At 49.6% G+C, this 19,666-nt stretch carries 18 protein-coding genes; 13 read left to right on the top strand and 5 right to left on the bottom strand.

Features of this window, described 5'->3' with window-relative positions:
• Position 1: 1 nt before the first annotated feature.
• Together EKM87_RS04925 and EKM87_RS04920 are read left to right on the top strand one after the other, a co-directional pair.
• On the top strand, positions 2–952 hold the full coding sequence (locus EKM87_RS04925) for an ABC transporter permease (RefSeq protein WP_125682464.1): 951 nt from the start codon (positions 2–4) through the stop codon (positions 950–952).
• 86 nt (positions 953–1,038) lie between these two features.
• Positions 1,039–2,859, top strand: a complete 1,821-nt coding sequence (locus tag EKM87_RS04920) for an oligopeptide ABC transporter substrate-binding protein (RefSeq protein WP_125682462.1) — start codon at positions 1,039–1,041, stop codon at positions 2,857–2,859.
• 570 nt (positions 2,860–3,429) lie between these two features.
• Here the strand turns inward: EKM87_RS04920 and EKM87_RS04915 are convergent.
• Positions 3,430–4,248, bottom strand: a complete 819-nt coding sequence (locus tag EKM87_RS04915) for a hypothetical protein (RefSeq protein WP_125682460.1) — start codon at positions 4,246–4,248, stop codon at positions 3,430–3,432.
• A gap of 338 nt (positions 4,249–4,586) precedes the next feature.
• On the opposite strand from EKM87_RS04915, the gene EKM87_RS12505 reads away from it, so the two are divergent.
• The 5 genes from EKM87_RS12505 (at position 4,587) to EKM87_RS04895 (ending at position 8,431) form a co-directional block, all read left to right on the top strand.
• On the top strand, positions 4,587–4,985 hold the full coding sequence (locus tag EKM87_RS12505) for a hypothetical protein (RefSeq protein ID WP_225428397.1): 399 nt from the start codon (positions 4,587–4,589) through the stop codon (positions 4,983–4,985).
• Positions 4,940–5,335, top strand: a complete 396-nt coding sequence (locus tag EKM87_RS04910; RefSeq protein WP_263853766.1) for a CPBP family intramembrane glutamic endopeptidase — start codon at positions 4,940–4,942, stop codon at positions 5,333–5,335. Before EKM87_RS12505 ends, EKM87_RS04910 begins: the two co-directional genes overlap by 46 nt.
• A 21-nt stretch (positions 5,336–5,356) precedes the next feature.
• Positions 5,357–6,331, top strand: a complete 975-nt coding sequence (locus tag EKM87_RS04905) for a cation diffusion facilitator family transporter (protein ID WP_125682456.1) — start codon at positions 5,357–5,359, stop codon at positions 6,329–6,331.
• A 255-nt stretch (positions 6,332–6,586) separates the two neighbouring features.
• The gene (locus tag EKM87_RS04900) at positions 6,587–7,033 is read left to right on the top strand and encodes a universal stress protein (RefSeq protein WP_125682454.1); all 447 of its coding nucleotides are present in this window, start codon (positions 6,587–6,589) and stop codon (positions 7,031–7,033) included.
• A 507-nt stretch (positions 7,034–7,540) separates the two neighbouring features.
• The gene (locus EKM87_RS04895) at positions 7,541–8,431 is read left to right on the top strand and encodes an RluA family pseudouridine synthase (protein WP_125682452.1); all 891 of its coding nucleotides are present in this window, start codon (positions 7,541–7,543) and stop codon (positions 8,429–8,431) included.
• Positions 8,432–9,482: 1,051 nt separating this feature from the next.
• Here EKM87_RS04895 and EKM87_RS04890 read toward each other — a convergent pair.
• The 4 genes from EKM87_RS04890 to EKM87_RS04875 form a co-directional block, all read right to left on the bottom strand.
• On the bottom strand, positions 9,483–10,817 hold the full coding sequence (locus tag EKM87_RS04890) for a signal transduction protein (protein WP_125682450.1): 1,335 nt from the start codon (positions 10,815–10,817) through the stop codon (positions 9,483–9,485).
• A 4-nt stretch (positions 10,818–10,821) separates the two neighbouring features.
• Positions 10,822–12,138 (bottom strand): GHKL domain-containing protein, encoded by a 1,317-nt coding sequence (locus EKM87_RS04885; RefSeq protein WP_125682448.1) that lies wholly within the window; start codon positions 12,136–12,138, stop codon positions 10,822–10,824.
• A gap of 12 nt (positions 12,139–12,150) precedes the next feature.
• Positions 12,151–12,906 (bottom strand): response regulator transcription factor, encoded by a 756-nt coding sequence (locus EKM87_RS04880; RefSeq protein ID WP_125682446.1) that lies wholly within the window; start codon positions 12,904–12,906, stop codon positions 12,151–12,153.
• A 529-nt stretch (positions 12,907–13,435) separates the two neighbouring features.
• On the bottom strand, positions 13,436–13,696 hold the full coding sequence (locus EKM87_RS04875) for a hypothetical protein (protein WP_225428396.1): 261 nt from the start codon (positions 13,694–13,696) through the stop codon (positions 13,436–13,438).
• 215 nt (positions 13,697–13,911) lie between these two features.
• On the opposite strand from EKM87_RS04875, the gene greA reads away from it, so the two are divergent.
• From greA to EKM87_RS04845, 6 genes are all read left to right on the top strand, one after another.
• Entirely contained in the window at positions 13,912–14,400 is a 489-nt protein-coding gene (greA, locus tag EKM87_RS04870) for a transcription elongation factor GreA (RefSeq protein WP_125682442.1), read from the top strand.
• Between the two features lie 726 nt (positions 14,401–15,126).
• Positions 15,127–16,320 (top strand): ABC transporter substrate-binding protein, encoded by a 1,194-nt coding sequence (locus EKM87_RS04865; protein ID WP_125682440.1) that lies wholly within the window; start codon positions 15,127–15,129, stop codon positions 16,318–16,320.
• A gap of 15 nt (positions 16,321–16,335) precedes the next feature.
• Positions 16,336–17,214 carry a branched-chain amino acid ABC transporter permease gene (locus tag EKM87_RS04860; protein ID WP_125682437.1) on the top strand — a complete coding sequence of 293 codons (879 nt, stop codon included), beginning with the start codon at positions 16,336–16,338 and terminating at the stop codon, positions 17,212–17,214.
• Between the two features lie 11 nt (positions 17,215–17,225).
• Positions 17,226–18,185, top strand: a complete 960-nt coding sequence (locus EKM87_RS04855; protein ID WP_125682435.1) for a branched-chain amino acid ABC transporter permease — start codon at positions 17,226–17,228, stop codon at positions 18,183–18,185.
• Complete coding sequence (locus EKM87_RS04850) at positions 18,178–18,960, top strand: ABC transporter ATP-binding protein (RefSeq protein WP_125682433.1); 783 nt, start codon at positions 18,178–18,180, stop codon at positions 18,958–18,960. Before EKM87_RS04855 ends, EKM87_RS04850 begins: the two co-directional genes overlap by 8 nt.
• A complete protein-coding gene (locus EKM87_RS04845) occupies positions 18,960–19,664 on the top strand; it encodes an ABC transporter ATP-binding protein (protein ID WP_125682431.1) in 705 nt (234 codons plus the stop codon). The genes EKM87_RS04850 and EKM87_RS04845 overlap by 1 nt, the downstream gene beginning before the upstream one ends.
• The last annotated feature ends 2 nt before the right edge of the window (positions 19,665–19,666 follow it).

Genomic DNA, 19,666 nt, shown 5'->3' with positions numbered 1-19,666 from the left:
TATGGCTGAAAATTTTGCACAACACTCAAGTATCTCGGCCGCTGACCTGGATCGGTTGACCCGTGAAGCCCAGGCCGAAGCGACGCCCTCCACCGCCCGCATTATCTGGAATGAGTTCAAAGCGGACCGACCAGCCTTAATTTCACTATTTGTCGTCGTTGGCTTTATTCTCTTCGTCATGGTGGGCGCCCTGTTCATCAACACCCCCAAAATGATGGAGACTAACATCGTAGACTACTTTAATCGGCCATTAACTGCTGGCTTTCCGCTGGGAGCAGATGCAGGTGGCCGTTCCATTCTCCTGCAACTAATTGTTGGCTCACGAAATTCAATTGGTATTGCCTTAGGATTAACCATCATTTCATCGACGTTTGGTATCTGTTGGGGGCTGATTTCCGGATACTTCAGTGGGTACGTTGACTGGGGAATGCAACGGGTCTACGACTTCATGATGATGCTACCAATGACCATGATGATCATCGTCTTGGTCACCATCATCCCACACTACAATGCCGTCACCCTAACCTTAATTTTCTCCATCTTCTACTGGGAAGGCACGTCACGTTTGATTCGCTCACGTACCTTGGCGGAGTCTGGCAAGGACTACGCCGCTGCATCCCTGACCTCTGGAACTAACCGCTGGAAAATTATTTTCCGTGACATCATGCCCAATATTTCATCACTGATAATCGTGGACACGACGTTGTCGTTCGCTGAAAATATTGGCGTCGAAACGGGGCTATCTTACCTGGGGTTCGGCCTACCAAGCCAAACGCCCTCGCTGGGGACCATGATTGCTAACGCCAACGATCCCAACAATATTACACAGTACTGGTGGACCTGGTTGCCCGCCGCGCTTGAGATTATCATCCTGTGTTTAGCTATCAGCTATATCGGCCAAGTCCTTCGTCGGGCCGCCGACGCTTCTCAACGACAAGGAACCACGGACTAATTCATCATCATTTGAGGAGATGGTGCCTACTTCACTTAACCTGTGTCACCAATGTGAGGAGTTTACTTCGAGGGGGAAACTTTGACATGAAAAAAAACAAAATCGTCCTGTCTACCATGGCGTTGCTAGCCGTAATTGGACTGGCCGCTTGTTCCAAAAAGAGTTCAAGTTCCAATAGTTCGGGCGAGGTCGGTTCATCTATCAACCTGGCTGAAATCTATCACAATTCTAAGGCCACCGATCAATCGGCCACGAAGAACAGCACTTTAAAGATTGCTGAACCCAATAGCGCTCCATTCCAAGGCCTGACCGATCCATCCCTGATCACTAACGCTGAGGATACCGACGTCTTCGCTCCTGGGGGGAACCAACCCGGTAACATCGATGGTCTCTTCAACTACGACAAAGACTTTAAGATTGTTGACGGTGGGCTGGCTAACCAACGACTGAATCTGAAGGCTAAGACCGCCACCATCACCATTCGTAAAGATGGTAAGTGGTCCAACGGTATGCCCGTTACCGCCAAGGACATCGAATACGCCTACGAAGTCATCGGGAATAAGGACACGACTTCACAGCAGTATTCGTCCGACTTCAACGCCATTAAAGGCATGGCCGCATACCACGCTGGAACCGCCAAGACCATTCCTGGAATTACCCTCCCAGATGGCCCGACCGGCAAAGTAGCCGTCATTCATTTCGACAAGATGTCACCAAGTATGAAATATATTGGCAACACCTTCATCTGGGGCGCCGTGGAACCTTACGAATACATCAAGAGTGTGCCAATCGCTAAACTGGCTGCTTCCGCTCAGATTCGAAAGGATCCCCTCTTCACTGGTCCTTACAAGCTAGATAAGGTCGTTGAAGGCGAATCAACTTCCTGGTCACCTAACAAGTACTACTACGGCAAGAAGCCACAAATTCAACACATTACCATCACTGTGGTCTCCCCGAACAACATCGACAAGGCAATTCAATCTGGTAAATACGACTTCACCTCACCCGCTGGGGTCATGCGTGGGACCGACTACAAGGAACTGAAGAACCTAAAGAATTACACACCAGTTGGTCAACCAGAACTGGGATACGGCTACTTCGGTTTCAACGTTGGGCAATTTGATACCAAGGCTGGTAAGAACGTCATGAACCCGAAGAGTAAAATGTCCAACAAGAATCTTCGGCAAGCCATGATGTACGCCCTGAACCTCGATGCCGTCAACAAGAAGTTCGGTAATGGCATTACTTGGCGGGCCAACTCACTGATTCCACCAATCTTCGCAAAGTACTGGGATTCCACAGCTAAGGGCTACCCTTACAACCTGAGCAAGGCCAACAAGTTACTGGACGAAGCTGGCTACAAGAAGAAGGGCAAGTGGCGGGTCCAACCAAACGGCAAGCCACTGACCATCTACTTCGGTGCCATGACTGAAACCTCCGTCCAAGCAGCTGAATACCAAGACTACATGCAGCAATGGCACAAGGTTGGTTTGAACGTCAAGTTAGCCACCGGCAAGACGATGGAAATGAACAGTTTCTACAACATCCTGCAACAACCAAAGCAAGACAAGATGGATATCTTTGATGCGAACTTCAGCCTGTCCTCCGAACCAACGCCAACCACGTTGTACGGTCAATCTGCAACCTTTAACTTCAGTCACTTTGTTGAAGCCAAGAACGATAAGCTGATCAGTGAAATGAACAACTCGAAGTCTTGGAACAACACTTACCGGACTAAGATCTTCAAGGAATGGCAAGAATACATGAACGAAGAGGCTTACGTCGTGCCAAACGCGTTCAACTACACTTGGGCCCCCGTTAACCACCGGGTCAAGGGCTACGACATTGGCAACGGTAACTCTGAATTCTGGAGCAACTTGTCATTAACGTCCAACAGTTTGGAATAGCTGAACATTAATTTGTATGGTAATCAGGGATTCTGCTTATCTGAGATAAACATCTCAAGCTTCAACACAACCAACTTCACTGAAAATATCTAACGTTGGAGGTTGTCGGGGCGAGGATCAGCTGTGTCGATGGCGTTGGTTCGGGTGCTCTGCCCCGGATCTACACCATGGGACGAGCTTGGAAACACGCGGTCTAGGTGTGGTTCCAAGTCGAACCGGAGGACCGGTTCTCAGGCCGCAGGTGGTCCCCACAGCAGAGTCTCGCCCCGGCAACCGGAGACAACCCATCATATATTTTCAGTAAAAACCCACTAAAGCCGACGAATCGTTTCTGATTCGTCGGCTTTTTGTTTGGAAGGAAGTGAATCTCTTTAGGTGGGTAACCCGTACTATACCGGAAGGTCCAGGCCTTGCCAACCCCGTCACCTCGCGGAAAAAGTGTTGAAATTAACAGGCTTATTTTTCAACTACCTGTTCGACTCCCCATTTCCCGGTAAGCCATTCATTAATTACCCTAAAAATGGTCAACGTTCCAACATCTCAATATTTATTTTGCAATATCTAACGCCGCTATTTCTTCACCAGTATGAGGTAACCCTCTCCCGGCACGGTGCCCTCTAAAATATTATCGTCATTGCCATCATCCGGTCCAATTAAACTCCCACCGATATGCCAACCGGCAAATTGCTTACGTGCAGTTTGGCTATATCCCGCTGCTGACAAGCCCTGCGCAATACTGGCAACACTGTCCGGATCCTTCGCCACAAAATTAATTCGTTTAAACTGCCGATAGCTCACCTTGTAAAAATCCAAGAATTTTTGAGTGCCCATCTCGGTCATTGCATCGGCGACGTCTGGCGCATCATCGATCGTCAGTATCGTATCTGCCGCTTGAAAAACACTCGCATCATACGTGGCTCCCGGGAATAATTGCATCATCTGGGCTTCCCGTTTAGAGGCCCGCGTCTTAGTCCAATCCAGATTATCCACCGTCACTGGTCCAGTGATCGTGCTTGCTGAATGTTTGGTGGCTGATTTTAAATATCCCCGCCAGATCCAGCCACTCAGCGTCCCATCTGCACTTTTAACGTGATAGTAAATAGCATTTTTATGCTTGTCCTTTTCATACAATTTTTCATGAGCATCCGTGTACCAAACGACGTTGAGCGTCACGTCATTGTTGCTGTACCGAACGCCTAAGTGCCGCGAATAACGGGCACCCTGGGTGGCCACTAGGGCGTGCCGCCCCATACTTCGACGCCAAACTAACCGCACTGACCGCGACCGTGTCGCAGAATACTGACTATTTGCCAAGGCCTGATGATTGCCCCCAACCCAAGCACCAATAGCCACTACCAAAATCAAAAACCCCTGAATAATTGGTTTCATATTGCCGCCCCACTTTTGCCTAATTCTGCAGGCAGTTCTCCCCAGAGCGTCCCGTAGTTACGTCGTACTATACCCGCTAATAACACCCGTGCCAAACGTTTTGACAGCCGCCAGCCCTCTGAAATAAAGGCACTTATATCAAATAATCCTGCCCCATCGGCATGCACACTAGCCTAGCCGAGTCCTCCCAAAGAATCACCCATCGATCATAAATTTATTTCCTAATATCCACATAACCGTTTGTCACGTGACCACCATTACTCCTCGCTTTGTGACCATTCACGCAACGGTTTAAGCACTTTGCGACTAGAATGATGGTCACCAAAGGGGGGAATCGTATGAAGCTTCGTAAAACTGGGATCATTGGTCTCTTCTGGGTGTTCATGCTGGTACTCATGCTGCCGATTAGCCATTTACCGCTAACCGCTGCTAACCGCATTCTAGTCACCGACCTAACCTTGTTGCTCGTCATACTGGTTATCAACCACACCATTATCCACGCCCCACTCAAGTTCAAATCACCCTTTACTTTTTCGCATCAGCTCTGGGTGAGCATCGTACCAGTTATCTACGTGCTCTTAATTCTGATGGGCGTTTCGACCGTGGGGCCACTCCCCGCCAGGCAAGCGTTACAAGCAATTGCACCGGCCTCAGCATTGCCGCGTACGAAGAAATTTTCTTCCGTGGCATCGTGTTGGGTGGCCTCTTACGCATCTGGGGAACCCGCCATTTACTGACCATCACCTTTGTTAGCAGCCTACTTTTCAGTCTGAGTCACCTTCTAAACCTCACCCACCAATCACTGCTATCAACTGGATTCCAGGCCACTAGTGCCTTAGCAATTGGCCTGCTATTCGCTGCAGTTTACCTACGAACCGACAGTCTCTGGTGGCCAATCGCGGGACACTTTCTAAACGACTTTTTGATTTTGGCGGCGTCTGGCTCCCTCTCAAGCTCAGGTCCCATCCACTACGGTATCCAGATAGCTGTCAGTGGCGGTGAACTTGTGATTGCAATCGTCACGACCGCTTGGTTGCTGCGCCCAGAGGAACGCTTTGATATTCAGCAAAAATTTCACTTGGCTTAATAACCAGCTGGAGGCGATGAGATGAATCAATCCGCTAATGATTGGAATCGGGTGCAACACGCCGTGGTCCACGACCTCCGACTAGCCTACGGACACTTGTGGGAAAATGTCGCCACCTACTTAGGCTTGTTTTTGGTAGAGGACCTCGCCGCCACTTGGAGTCATTCACAGGTTCTCCGGGCAGATGCGTTCAACAACTTATCCGGTATTTTTTCGACTAGCCTGCTCATGACTGGTCTTTACATTGCCAGTAAAACCAGAGATGACGACCTTTGGGGCGCGCCCATTGCCGTCACAGAACAGGAGCACGTAGGCCCCCGTACCCAACAATCTCGCTTTCGTTTCGAAACCCTCTACACGTTAACGGCCGGCCTAGTCATGGTTATCATTGCTGCCGACATTATCTATAAGGCTAGCAGAACGCTGATTTTGCACCCTAGTTATCACTTGCAACCCAATACAGCTGGCATTGCCGCCCTCATCTCTAGTGGCGTGCTTCTGCTGCTATGGCGGGCCAATCATCGCTGGGCCCAGCGCCTCCAAAATACCGCGTTGACTGCGGCCGCTCAGGACACCTACACGGATGCCCTCACTAGCCTCGTGACCGTGCTGACTATCCTGGGCGTTAGCTGGCTACATTGGGCCTGGATCGACGGCCTGGCCAGCTTGCTGCTAGGCATCTACATCCTCTACACGGGGATTCAGATATTTCGAAATTGTAGCCTTAAACTGGTCGATTACTTTGACCCTCAGTTAGAACAACAGTATTGTCAGACGATTGCCCAGCTTCCCCAGGTCCAACGCATTGTTTTTCTCAAGGCCTACTACGACGGGAATTTAGTGATGGTCAGCGTGACTATTGCCGTCGACCCTCAAATGACTGCTGCCACCATTTACCAGCTGACCCAGACCATAAATACCTTGATGACCCAAAAGTACGGGATCGCCGAGACCGCCCTCATGGTCATGCCAGGAACTGAATCGACCACTGGGTAGCCCGATTGCTGGCCATGTAGGCCACCCATTCTCTATCCAAACTTGCCAAACCCGGCGGATCAAAACCGGAATATTTATTTATTCATCCAACCTATGAATATTTCAACCGAATTTTTGAAATCAGAGAACGCCCTAAATGGCGGCCTTTTCACGTTTTTTCAATGTTCACCGTTGAATTAAGTGCTTACATGCTGGGGAATAAATGATATAGTATAGGTAAAGTATAAGATGCATCGTGAAGGGGTGGCATTGCATATGTTACAACAATACAAGAACATTCTGGTTCCAGTTGATGGTTCTAAAGCAACCCAACCAGTCTTAGACAAAGCGATTGAAGTTGCTAAGCGTAACAACACTCATCTTGATATTTTAAACGTACTGGAAGTTAACCAGTTCAGTGATACCTATGGTGGTGCCGTCAGTGGTGACGTCATTTACAAGCTTTCTCAAGACGTCCAAGATCGTCTCGATGCCTTGAAGCAACAAGCTATCGACGCCGGTGTCCCTGACGTCAGCATTCACGTTCGTTTTGGGAATCCAAAACCCGTCATTGCGCGTGAATTCCCAGCTGACCACAAGACGGAACTGATTATCATCGGTTCAACTGGTTTAACGGCCGTTGAACGCTTGATGGTTGGTTCAGTTACCAACTACGTCAGCCGTTCCGCTATCTGCGACGTGCTGATCGTTAAGCCAGAATAAACGATTCTAGATAATGTTAATGTGAGGGTTTGGGACAATTGTTCCAAACTCTTTTTGTTGCCCACTAAAGGTTGAATGATACATTGGCTGCACTCCGGCGGCCAGGGATTCCGCCTGCCGTGGGGACGCTTCAGCCAAAGAGCGGGCTTCTCGCTCGATTTGAAGCCACGAAGACCCCGTGTCTCCAAAGTCGCCCGTGCTGTAAACTGGCACAAAACACCAGTTAACACCACCGTCACGGCCGGCTACATCCCTGACCTCCTCCGGCTCTGATTGCCGTTTAACATAATAACCGACGACGGATTTATTCATATTCCTCATGATGGGCTGACTGCAATTTTAGTCTGCAGAAAATTTCTGTGTAAACCGAGAGGTCGCCTGAGACCATATCTAGCAGCCAATAAGGCGGCCGGTTACACTGTGTTACCAACCTTTAAAAGCTTTCATCGTTCAATTGTCCACCAGCTTGTGATTCGGAATTCCCCTGTCACGGAAAGGAGCGCCACCATGCAATGGACCTATACTCAAACTATCCCCGCAACCCAAGCACCCATGCCGCTCAGAGCATTATTGACGGCCTGGTTACTCCCTAGTCATCTCGTCCACGACCTACGTATTCACCAGCGTGTGTTGGTTAATGGCAGCTACCGGACCATGAATCAACCCGTTTACGCTGGCGAAACCGTCCAGCTCACCTTTGTTCCCTCTGATTTCAAGGAACCATTCCCCGATGTGCTCCCTGACAGTGCGGCCACCGTCAGCGTGCTCTACGAAACCGCCGACCTGCTCGTTATCAACAAAACCCGGGGCAGTAAAACCCACCCCAATCAACCAGCAGAACGTGGTACCACGCTGAATCACGTGGCGGCCTACTTGGGTCCCGACGAACCAGGTCCTTACATTCTAAGCCGCCTCGATCAGGAAACGACCGGCGCCCTCCTAATGACCAAGACCCCCGCAGTGGTCCCCGTGATGGTGCGCAATATCGCTGAAAAGCGCGTCCAGCGGACCTACTTGGCCTGGGTTCGGGGGACTTTACAGGGTCAGGGCACGTTTACCGGTCCCATCGGTCGTGATCCCAATGACAAACGCAAGCGCCTAGTCAATGGTGTCCACGCGCAACCCGCCGTGACCCACTACGAAGCCGTCAACCACCAGCCTGGCGCCACGCTAGTCAAGTTGTGGCTAGAGACTGGCCGGACCCATCAACTCCGAGTCCACTTAGCTAATGCCGGGCATCCACTGGTTGGCGACCCCCTCTATGCAGACCCCAGTCAGGACCGTTTACGGCTACACTGTTGGCGTTTAGACTTCCCCCAGCCGTGGACACTGGATGGTTCCTTAACCACCGTGACGGCGCCCGTACCCGCTGATTTCGCCACATTTCACACAAATTAGCGTAATCGTCAATTTTTCCACGATTTAGACGATTGTAACCGTTAATCATTTTTATCCCGTATACTAAAATCAGTTGAATGGCTTAGGGGGGGATATGATGCGTTGGCCACAGAAATGGGCAATCCTTATCCTATTGGTTTTACTAGCCAGCTTATTGGTCTGGGGAATTTTGAATTTACTGAATATTGTGTAAAAAAGGCGCGTGCCGCTGGGTCTCAATCCCCTAGCGGCACGCGCCTTTTTAGATGCTGATATTTGATTCACTTTCAGTTACTGGCAGTCCGAAATTATACAAGCAATGGGCCACTATCCTACAAATGGCAATTCAAAACTATATAGTACGTTGCAACTGTTTCCGGTAAATCCCTAACCCAGCACCCTGTGGTTCCCCCAGCTTTTTCAAAACCTACATATCAATTATCCACAATTGTAGCCGCAGGTTGGCAGGGCGGGCGGCGGCTGTGTCGGTGGCGTTAACTCGGTGACTTTCCGAGTCTACGCCACGGGACGAGCTTGGAAACTCGGCGAACTTCCGAGGTTTCAAGTCGCGCCGGAAGCCCGTACTTTGGCTGCAGGCGGTCCCCACAGCAGGCGCCCGCCCTGCCGGCCGGAGGCGGAGCACAACATCATCCCTGCTTGAAAACTAATTTTAGACACAAAAAAAGTCGGAGTAACCACTCTCCGACTCCCACTAACATCATTAGAGCATTCAACATCATCACAGTTTGTAGTCAGGAAAACGCTGTTCACTCGAATTCAGTTATTAATCTCAATATGTAGTTATTGAGCAATTCAAACACGTTCAGTTAACGAAAACTAATCGTGCTGTAAAGATAACTCTTATCTTTTAAATGAGAGCTATTTCACAAAGTCGGGAACTTATAAAATCACTTTATTTTACAACTTCCCTGAAAGATTGATTGGTATTACAAGTCTTAGTATATCAGATGGGTATAAGATTGCAAGCGTTTTCAGTAAATAATTTTCAACTGTTAGGGGCGAACTATAAACTATTCATCAGTGGGACTTTGTGAATACTCCAAGCCCCGGTCTATTGCCCAGAACCCTTCGGCAATGTCACAATCAGCTGACCCCAGTGGAATTTCAGTTGTAATGTGCTAGCTCCTTGTTGGGGAATCATTCCCAATGCATTAGAAAAATCTAATGTGTCTAAGTCAGAGATAATTCGGTTGTGACCGTCGACTCGTGCATTAGGCGGACTCGGAAATGTCAACTGCAACCGTAACAGTCGCGACGTCTCACTCAGCTCCAGCGTAATCATGGCTGGCGGCACCTGTTTAATGATCGGCAGTATTTCCGGCGTCAGTTCATCAATCACTGTCCCCATTTGCTTAAGCGCGGCAACGGTTGCCGTCAATGGGTCTGAAACCTTCACGAAGAGTTGAACGCCCGCCCGTCTTGCTAATAGGTAGTTGTGATATAACCGAAAACGTAGACTGGTCCCCGGCACGTTTTCCAAGTCATCAATGGTCAACTCAGCCGCATTACTGGTCGCCCAACCAGAGCGAATATCGATGTATAGCTGGCGAAACCCCTCATAGTCTTGATCTTCCAGGTAACCCCCCAGTCCCAGCAACATATTCTGGTAGTCATGACTAAACTTCTTAACCACACTCATTTGCCGATTCAACTCGGTCGTATACTGCTCCCTAAACGCCTGTTGTTGCCGTTGAAGCTGCGTGTGTTCCTCTTGCAAGTGAGTCTGCATCAACATGTACGTGCTCAGAGACAACCCCACTAGCAACGTCCCAGCAATTCCCGCCAAAAAAACCAGGTATTGATCCGACCGCTGCAGCATTTGTAAGGAGTATTCGAATAGAATGTACACAACCGCCAAAGTCGCCATAAACGTCAAAAACATGTACTCAAGCGAACGACCAAGCATGGATTCAATCAGATTTTCCATTGGGGCACGGGTCATCCACAGCCCCATAATGATCAATGCAAAGATAATATTATCAATCACAATTTCAGACAATGTCCCCCACAGGCTGGTGGCAAATTCCATGTTTGTCAGATAAATCGTGGTCACAATGACCACCATATCAATGAATTCAATTAATAAATACGCCAAAATGGAAACTTCAATAAACGCGGGTAGGTACGCCCATTTCCGTTGATAGCCAATCAGGCCCAGCTCGACACCCAACATAATGACCACGGAAAGGGCACCCAACAGCGAGCTGTTAAAAGTAAATGGATTAATAAAATCAATCAACGTATAACCCGCGGCCACCAACGCGCAGTACAACGAAAAGTTCTTTTTAAACCGCAGTTGGGGGAACCAATAATATTGAAAGTAAACAAACCAAAAGACCAGTGAAAACTCTGATAGTGAAAAACTCAACGCACTGACCTGAATCACGTTCTCACCCGCCTTCCTTGGTTAGAATCAGCGTAAAGTACAGCATCCCTCGCTTCAACGCAATCTGCAGGGACGCATTGTCGGTCTGCATGACGATTTCCTGCACGGTCTTCAGTCCTTGACCATGGCCAGTCCCCTTCGTCGTGTACCCAGTCGTCAAGAACCGGTTGATCTGCGGTGGGTCCTCCTGTGAAACCGGATTGGCTACAGAAATTTCAACAGACCCAGGATACGTCAGAATGGCAAAGTGAATATCCTGTTGACCCGCAACAGGCGCTGATTCCAAGGCATTGTCCAGCAAGATCCCCACAATGCGAATCAAGAGGAGACTATCAATTGGAAAAGTTCGAACCTCATCGGGAATCTCCAGGCGCAGATCCCGACCCTTAGCCTGAGCCGCCAAAATCTTTTGAAACAATAAACTCTTCAACGGTGGGTCACTCAGTCGTTGTAACCCATCCTCCTCCAGATCGGTCACGTGACTGGTCGCATGCCAGCGTGAATCCAACGTTTGAAAGTAGGCTGTCAACCCATCATAATCCGCTGTATCCAAGTAATCGCCCAACCGCAACATCTGCTTTTGATACTGCTGCTTAAACTGCCGAATGGCCCGGACCTGATCAGAGATTCGCCGGTCATACCGTGACCGCAAGAGTAATTCCTGATAGCCTGCCTTAACGCGTTGCCGGTGAAAAAAGCTCTGTAAAAAGAAGAACAGACTCGTACTGATCAACAGGATCATGACGAGTTCAATGCTCAGCGCAAAGGTCATCATCGCGTGGGTAATTGCCAGCCGGTGAATGATAACCGTCGACAACTGCGCCAAGACACTCATACTTGCTAGCAATGCCATGACCGTCCACTGTTCCTTGCGACTAAACGCCAACTCTTCCAAGTTCCCGGGTTGAATCCTCATTCCAGAAACCGCCAATGAACAGAGCGTATAGACCAGAACTTGGAAAACTAGCCGGCCCGTAATGACCGGAGCGGTCTGACTGCTAACAAAGCCAAATAATTCAATGGTTACCGCGCGGACCACATCGTTAACTAACACGACCACCAGAAAAATCACAATCGTTGCGTTAACAAATATCAGCGACATCTTCGGTCGATGATGAATTAAGTAAAGTAAGGCGGAGACGGGGGGAATCGCCAACGACCAGGAAGTCCCAATGACGGCCGGAATCAACGCCCACCCAATCCATTTCAGCGGTAATTTCCAGTTACGTGGGCGAATAACCCCAATCCACAGCGTCCAAAACCACTGCATCGTCATGGCCAACACAAAGTTTATCCAAAAATGTGTATCAAAGATGTGCATCGTGTCACCCTCTCAGGCCTTTAAGTGCTTCTGAACCAACGTTTTAACCTCATGAAAGCGCCGTGTCGCCACATCCGTCTCGTCCCCATTGGGAAAAATCAGCCGCCGATTGGTGGTGTCCAGTCCGCTAACGTTGTCCAGGTTGACTAAAAAACTCTTATCCGTGCGGTAGAGTTCTGGGTAGTCATCGGCAATATCCTTCAAAAAACCAGGGAACTCAACCAACTGATTGGCAGCGTGCACCGTAACCTTATGGGCCATCTCAGAGGTGGCAACGAAGTACACGTCGCCCATCGGCATACTGAATTGGCGACCACCAATCGTATAACTAAATAAATTTTCCGTATTTCCTAAGTAATTTGTGTAGCGTTCATAGCCGTAATCGATATTTTCTCGTAATTTTTGGTCGATTTGAGCACGGCCTAAGTCCTTCACGATGAAGTCCATGGGCTCGACCTTCCGTTCAAATGTGAGCAGTGCCATCTCCGAGTGCGTCGTCACAAACACGATTTCCGCAAAGCCTAAGCGCTGCCGAATCGTAATCGCCGTTTCCAATCCCGTGGTATCTTCCGCCGGAAATTCAATATCCAGGAAAAACAGCGCGTACTCCGGTGGGTTAGCCGTCAAATTAGCCAACAACTCTTTAGGACTCGGTGTTGCCAACCGAACCTGCATATCGTAGTCATTAATCATGATATACCGCTGAACAACGTCGGTGTAATGCTTCAATTGTTCTGGATTATCCTCGCAAAGATAAACCGCTAGCATTTTGTACCACCCTCTTAACTAAACCGTAGTAATACCTATCACCCATTAATGTAACCTGAAAGCTAGTTGTTTGCAATCGTTATTATCACGAAATTTTGGGAATCAGTGGGATTTCTACGACCAAAAAAAGAAGCTACCCCGGGCAGCCTCTTCCTAAGTGGATTATATACTTCTATTCTGTCAAATTAGCACTCCCCCAAGCTCTAACCTAACACGTCTAATCCCCTCGGGTTCTCCAATAACCACCACTTACTCTTCAGCCAATTGGTAACGCGTTACTTTACTAACTTCGTTAATTGCCCACTAGATAGACTACCAGTTCAACCTTTGGATTAGATTCATGGAATTACTAGCGTCAACGGTTAGCCACTGTCAAACACATATACTTTAACCGATTGACCTGCAAAATCAGTTGCCGTAAAACTGATTCCTTCCAACTGTCACTACTTTAACATGTTCCCCGCTAATCAGTTGCTAAGTAGCGAAAACGTCAATTATTTAACGTTAAGGTAGGGGAAAACAGTACAATTTAATTGTGCCAAAGAGAATAAATGACAAACCCTCCTAAAATGATAGGTGCTAGGATGGCAAGTAGAAAATCCAGCAACCCTCGCCAGTACCAGCGTAACGTCTGTTTGGGAGCAGCAACGGGGCCCCGTGGTTGACACATTTCTTCATAGACTGAGGCCGGCTGCTCCCGTTGATGTCGGTGAATGGTAGGCGCTTGCACGCGCCGGGTATCCATCAAAACGACCCATTTAGCCCACGGAAAGCACACCCAACTCACCATTAGATAGCCATCCCACACCGAAAAATGCGTGAGGAACTGGCCCGTAACATAATCCCAGTGACCTAACAAAAGCAGGAAACCAATCACAATGAGACCACAGCTCGCTTGGCACACCCAATATCGACCAGAAAACGCCATATTAATCGCCCCCTTTTCCTTTCGTAACCAAATTGCTGTAAACTAGACCTAAATCTTGAAATGGATGGAGTGATTCGATGGCAGATTCACGGGACTTCAACCCCATCACGGCCGCCGGTTACCAGGAGTTACAGGCCAAAATTGCCGCGCTTGAAGCCGACCGACCAGAAAAAATTGCAATTTTAGCAGAAGCGCGAGCGCACGGGGACCTTTCAGAAAACGCCGAATACTCAGCGGCGAAGCGGGACCTCCGCCACCTAGAAAGTCAGCTACGTTTCTTCAATAAGCAACTTCAGTATGCCAAGGTCGTGGACCCCACTGCTAACAACGTGGTTGAACTCGGTAAATGGGTCACCGTCGCCTTCTTAGACGATGAGGACCAGGCCACCTACCAGCTAGTCGGTACCCAAGAAGCCGATTTAGAAGCCGGCAAAATTACTCGCGTGTCGCCGCTAGGGAAGGCCTTATTGGGCCACCAACCGGGCGACACGGTCACCATTCAGGCGCCCAACGCCAGCTACGACGTGCGAGTTCTCACGGTCAGCCTCACCGCCCCCACAGCATAAACACAGTATACGAGTCAAAAAGCCGACTTAGAAAGATGACGAATTCTAAGTCGGCTTTTTGTTTAGTTGATTCTTTAAATGCAATCTAATAATGTCACTCCGGCGGTCAGGGGCAGGACCTGCCGTGGGGACGCTTCAACCAAAGTATGGTCTTCTAGCTCGCTTTGAAGCTACGAACCCCACGTGTCTTCAAGGGCGCCCCTGGCCGCCTCCGCTTGGATTGATTAGCTTGACTACACCCACAATAATCGTCAAAATTCCGTTCAGATACTGATTGTCTCAAACAATTCTCTTATTTTTCAATATTGCAAAACCCTTTTATATCAAGGGATTTGTATTGCCATTAAAATTAAAATGAGATTTACCCTTGACATCTCATCTAATTTTAATTATTGTAGGACACATCAACTAATGCAGAAACATCAAAAAACTTTTGAAAGGCAGGGATTCTATCATGATGACAACTCCAAAGACAACCAACATGGCAGCCGCCCCTGCCGTTCAAAACGCAGCCTTATTATTAACGAAGAAGGACCCGGTCACTTGACCTTGAGGTAACACTCAAATTCAAGTACTGAGCCCTTCTTTCCCATTGCGTGGATGGCGGGCTGAGTACACGTACTTAGGCCTCATCCATTCCGTGGATGAGGCCTTTTTGTTAGCCAAGGGAGGGAATCAAACAGTTTAGTTGGTCACCAAATCAAATTCAGAAAGTAGGAATTACATATGAAAACATGGCAAAAAATGACAATTAGAATCGCAGCACTTTCTATCGCCGCCGTCGCTATGGCCGGCTGTAGCACTGCTAAGAACAATGGCAGTCAGGGCAACAATCCCGGTAAGACCGTTAAAATCGGGGTCAACATGGAGCTCTCAGGTTCCGCTGCCGGTTATGGTCAACAACAGAAACAAGGTATCCAATTAGCCGTTAACAAAATCAATCGATCCGGTGGGATTAAGGTTGGCAAGTCCAAGAAGAAGATTCAGCTGGTCATTCGTGATAACAAGACTTCCAACACCACCGCTGCTTCCGTCGCCGCTCAGTTGGTCAACAATGACAAGGTAGTTGCTGTGGTTGGACCAGCGGCCACCAACGCTGGGACAGCTTCCATCCCCAACATGACCAAGGCCGCCGTCCCATCCGTCAGTCCTTCCGCTACCGACCCTGATTACACGCTGCAAAAGAATGGCGACGTACAAAAGTACATTTTCCGGGCCTGCTTCCAAAACAACTTCCAAGGGTCCTCAGCAGCCAAATTTATGACGAACACACTGAAAGCCAAACGGGTCGCCGTCCTCACCGATAACTCCAGCGACTACGGCACCGGGTTGACCAAGGCCTTTAAGAAGACCTACACGGGCACCGTTGCTAGTAGCCAAACGTTCCAAGAAGGTGACAAAGATTTCAACGCCATCTTGACCGCCCTCAAGCACAAAAAGATCGACGCCATCTACGCTCCCGGCTACTACTCAGAACTGGGCTTGATCATCAAACAAGCGCGGCAGGCTGGCATCAACGTTCCCATCGTCGGCAGTGACGGTATGGCCGACGCAAAGTTGACTAAGATTGCTGGTAAAGCTAGCGCCAACAACGTCTACTACACCACGCCGTTCTCCACGAAGTCCGGTGACACGAACGCCATTGCCGCTAGCTTCCTGAAGGATTTCAAGGCGAAGTACCACACCACGGCACCAACCTTCTCCGCTTTGGCCTACGATTCCGTCTACATGGTCAAGGCCGCGATTGAAAATGAAGGCTCCGCCAACTCCGTTAAAATCACGGATGGGTTGGCCAAGCTGAAGAACTTCAAGGGTGTCACTGGGACCATCACGATGAATCAACACCATAACCCTGAGAAGTCCATGATCGTTGAACAATTGACTAAGGGTGAGGTTCAGCGCACGTACAACGTGAAATAGACTTGGAGTGATTACATGCAAACAATTGGACAACAATTAATTAATGGGCTCTCGCTAGGTAGTATTTACGCGCTACTCGCATTGGGCTACACCATGGTGTACGGCATCATCAAGCTGATCAACTTCGCCCATGGTGACATCTATATGCTCGGGGCCTTCTGGGGCTACTTCGTCATCAACAAGCTCCATTTCAACTTTCTCTTCGCCATGCTGTCGGCCATGCTCTTCTGTGCACTAGTTGGCGTCATCATTGAATATTTTGCCTACCGGCCCCTCCGGAAATCACCCCGTATCACGGCATTGATCACGGCGATTGGCGTGTCATTCCTCCTTGAAAATGGCATGACCTACTTCTTTACCGCAAATACCCGCAACTTCCCGCAGGCGATTCAGACCGTAACCTACCACCTAGGTGGGATTCAAATTTCCAATATTCAACTGCTTATTCTGGGAACTGCCTGTCTCCTGATGCTCCTGCTAGAGTTGATCATCAAACGCACCAAGATGGGCAAGGCCATGCGGGCCGTTTCCGTGGATCCCGAAGCCGCTCAACTAGTAGGCATCAATATCAACCACACTATCTCCTTCACCTTTGCCTTAGGGTCCGCCATGGCCGGGGCAGCGGGTGTGCTGATTGGCCTATACTACAACTCGATCGACCCGTTGATGGGCATGACCCCCGGGATCAAGGCCTTCGTTGCCGCCGTCATTGGCGGAATCGGTTCCGTCCCCGGCGCTTCCCTTGGCGGCTTCCTGATTGGCCTGTTGGAAACGGCCGTCCAAGCCGTGGGTCTTTCAGCGTACAAGGATGCCGTCGTCTATTTCGTCCTAATCGTGATTCTACTGGTCCTACCTGCTGGTATTTTCGGCAAGAAGACCAAAGAGAAAGTGTAGGTGAGTCATAAATGAAAGCCAATTTGAAATACAATGCCGCCTGGCTAGGCGTGATGGTGCTCGGCTTCGTTGTGATCGACGCCTGTGAATTTCTCGGTATCATCAACTCCTTCATTGAAAACATGCTCGTTACTATTGGCATTAACATCATCCTGGCCACTGGGCTGAACCTGATCATTGGTTTCTCTGGTCAATTTTCACTGGGCCATGCCGGATTCATGGCGATTGGGGCCTACGCCACTGGGATCATCACGCAGACACTCGTCACTCCCATTGGCTTTTACCTGTCGGTGGTGGTCGGCATCGGCATTGCCATCATCGCTGCCCTGATCGTTGGTATCCCTACCCTGCGTCTACGTGGGGACTACCTGGCCATTGCGACGATGGGAGCTGCCGAAATCATTCGGATTCTGATCAATAACCTCAAGATTACCAACGGGGCCGCAGGGCTCTTCAACATTCCACCACTGGTGACCTGGGCCACGGTCTACGTTTTCATGTGCATAACCACCATCGTGACCGTCAACTTCATTCATAGTCGTAGCGGACGAGCCGTCATGTCCGTTCGTGAAGATGAAATTGCGGCCGAGTCCATGGGCATCAACACGACCCGGTGGAAATTAGCGGCCTTTGTTTTCGGCGCTAGCACGGCGGCGATTGGGGGCTCCCTCCACGCCGCTTACATTCAAACGATTGCCCCGGGAGACTTCAACATCATGGCCTCGATTGCCATCCTGATTATCGTTGTCCTAGGCGGCGTTGGGAGTATCACCGGGACCTTCATCGCCGCCATTGTCCTGGGGACGTTGGATACCGTCCTCCAAAACTTTGGGACCCTGCGCATGATCATTTACTCGCTAGCCCTGATTCTCATTATGATTTTCAAACCATCCGGCCTCCTCGGGACGTGGGAATTTTCGTTCAAACCCCTTGGGTCACGCCAACGAAAGGAGCAGTCCGTCCATGAGTAGTCCCCTATTAACCGCACAGCAAATCGTCAAAAGTTTCGGCGGACTGACCGCCGTGGCCAACGTGTCCGTCCACTTTGATCAGAACGAACTGATTGGCCTGATTGGTCCCAATGGCGCTGGCAAAACCACGTTATTTAACCTCTTAACCGGTGTTACCCCCGTCACTTCGGGCGCAATTAGCCTTTACACGGATCAAGGCGTCCAGTCCCTCAACGGTAAAAAGCCGGCAGAAATTGCCCAAGCTGGTATCTCGCGGACCTTTCAAAACATCCGTCTCTTTAAAGAACTTACCGTCCTCGACAACGTCCGAATCGCCATGACGAACCACTACCGTGAAGGCTTCTTCACCAGTATCTTCCGTACACCCAAGTTCTACCGCACGGAGGCCGACATGACCACTGCCGCCCAGAAGTTGCTGGCAATCTTTGACCTCACGGGGGTCGCCGACCAGCCCGCTAAGAACCTGCCCTACGGGATCCAGCGGCGGTTGGAAATCGTCCGGGCTCTTGCTACCAAGCCCAAGCTTCTCTTCTTGGACGAACCGGCCGCTGGCATGAATCCAGAGGAAACGGCCGATTTGACCCGGTTGATCCGTCAAATTCAACACGATTTCCACATTACTATCGTCCTGATTGAACACGACATGTCATTGGTCATGAACGTTGTGGAACGCCTCTACGTCCTGGAACATGGGGCCTTACTAGCCGAAGGAACACCTAGCAAGATCCAACAGAATCCCGCCGTCATCAAAGCTTACCTGGGAGGTGAAGCCTAATGCTCAACGTCAAAGATCTGGTCGTCAACTACGGGGCCATTCAGGCCGTTAAAAAAGTCAGCTTCAACATCCAACAGGGGGAAATCGTTACCCTGATTGGCGCTAACGGTGCTGGCAAATCAACGATTCTTCACACCATTTCGGGCATCATGCGGCCCGTCAGCGGCGAGGTCACCTACCTCGATCACCCGATTCAAAAGACCGCTGCTCCCAAGATTGTACAGGCTGGTATCTCTCAGGTTCCCGAGGGGCGCCACATTTTTCCAGGTCTCTCCGTTCAAGAAAACCTCCAAATGGGCGCCTTTCTTAGAAAAGACCGCGCCCACCTCAGCCAAGCCTATGAAGACGTCTATCAATACTTCCCAGTGCTTAAGCAGCGGCTTAACCAAGACGCCGCCACCCTTTCTGGTGGGGAACAACAGATGCTCGCCATGGGACGGGCGTTGATGGCCCGGCCCAAATTAATGTTGCTGGATGAGCCCTCTATGGGCCTAGCCCCACTATTTATTAATGAAATTTTCGAAATTATTCAGGCCATCAATCAGGCTGGTACGACGGTATTACTGATTGAACAAAACGCCAAAAAAGCCCTGTCCATCGCCGACCGTGGCTACGTTTTAGCCGCAGGTGAGGTGAAACTTCACGGAACTGGTCAGGAACTTCTCACCAATTCCGCCGTCCAAAAGGCTTACTTAGGAGGTTAACC

Source organism: Levilactobacillus yonginensis (genome assembly GCF_003946265.1).
Classification (GTDB): Bacteria; Bacillota; Bacilli; order Lactobacillales; family Lactobacillaceae; genus Levilactobacillus; species Levilactobacillus yonginensis.
The sequence above is the reverse complement of the archived record's forward strand: the minus strand, read 5'-3'. Positions and strand labels throughout refer to the sequence as shown.

Bases quoted from the DNA above. Each gene is read 5' to 3' on its own strand.
- EKM87_RS04925 (WP_125682464.1), top strand. From the start codon at position 2: ATGGCTGAAAATTTTGCACAACACTCAAGTATCTCGGCCGCTGACCTG.
- EKM87_RS04920 (WP_125682462.1), top strand. From the start codon at position 1,039: ATGAAAAAAAACAAAATCGTCCTGTCTACCATGGCGTTGCTAGCCGTA.
- EKM87_RS04915 (WP_125682460.1), bottom strand. From the start codon at position 4,248: ATGAAACCAATTATTCAGGGGTTTTTGATTTTGGTAGTGGCTATTGGT.
- EKM87_RS12505 (WP_225428397.1), top strand. From the start codon at position 4,587: ATGAAGCTTCGTAAAACTGGGATCATTGGTCTCTTCTGGGTGTTCATG.
- EKM87_RS04905 (WP_125682456.1), top strand. From the start codon at position 5,357: ATGAATCAATCCGCTAATGATTGGAATCGGGTGCAACACGCCGTGGTC.
- EKM87_RS04900 (WP_125682454.1), top strand. From the start codon at position 6,587: ATGTTACAACAATACAAGAACATTCTGGTTCCAGTTGATGGTTCTAAA.
- EKM87_RS04895 (WP_125682452.1), top strand. From the start codon at position 7,541: ATGCAATGGACCTATACTCAAACTATCCCCGCAACCCAAGCACCCATG.
- EKM87_RS04885 (WP_125682448.1), bottom strand. From the start codon at position 12,138: ATGCACATCTTTGATACACATTTTTGGATAAACTTTGTGTTGGCCATG.
- EKM87_RS04880 (WP_125682446.1), bottom strand. From the start codon at position 12,906: ATGCTAGCGGTTTATCTTTGCGAGGATAATCCAGAACAATTGAAGCAT.
- EKM87_RS04875 (WP_225428396.1), bottom strand. From the start codon at position 13,696: ATGGTGAGTTGGGTGTGCTTTCCGTGGGCTAAATGGGTCGTTTTGATG.
- greA (WP_125682442.1), top strand. From the start codon at position 13,912: ATGGCAGATTCACGGGACTTCAACCCCATCACGGCCGCCGGTTACCAG.
- EKM87_RS04865 (WP_125682440.1), top strand. From the start codon at position 15,127: ATGAAAACATGGCAAAAAATGACAATTAGAATCGCAGCACTTTCTATC.
- EKM87_RS04860 (WP_125682437.1), top strand. From the start codon at position 16,336: ATGCAAACAATTGGACAACAATTAATTAATGGGCTCTCGCTAGGTAGT.
- EKM87_RS04855 (WP_125682435.1), top strand. From the start codon at position 17,226: ATGAAAGCCAATTTGAAATACAATGCCGCCTGGCTAGGCGTGATGGTG.
- EKM87_RS04850 (WP_125682433.1), top strand. From the start codon at position 18,178: ATGAGTAGTCCCCTATTAACCGCACAGCAAATCGTCAAAAGTTTCGGC.
- EKM87_RS04845 (WP_125682431.1), top strand. From the start codon at position 18,960: ATGCTCAACGTCAAAGATCTGGTCGTCAACTACGGGGCCATTCAGGCC.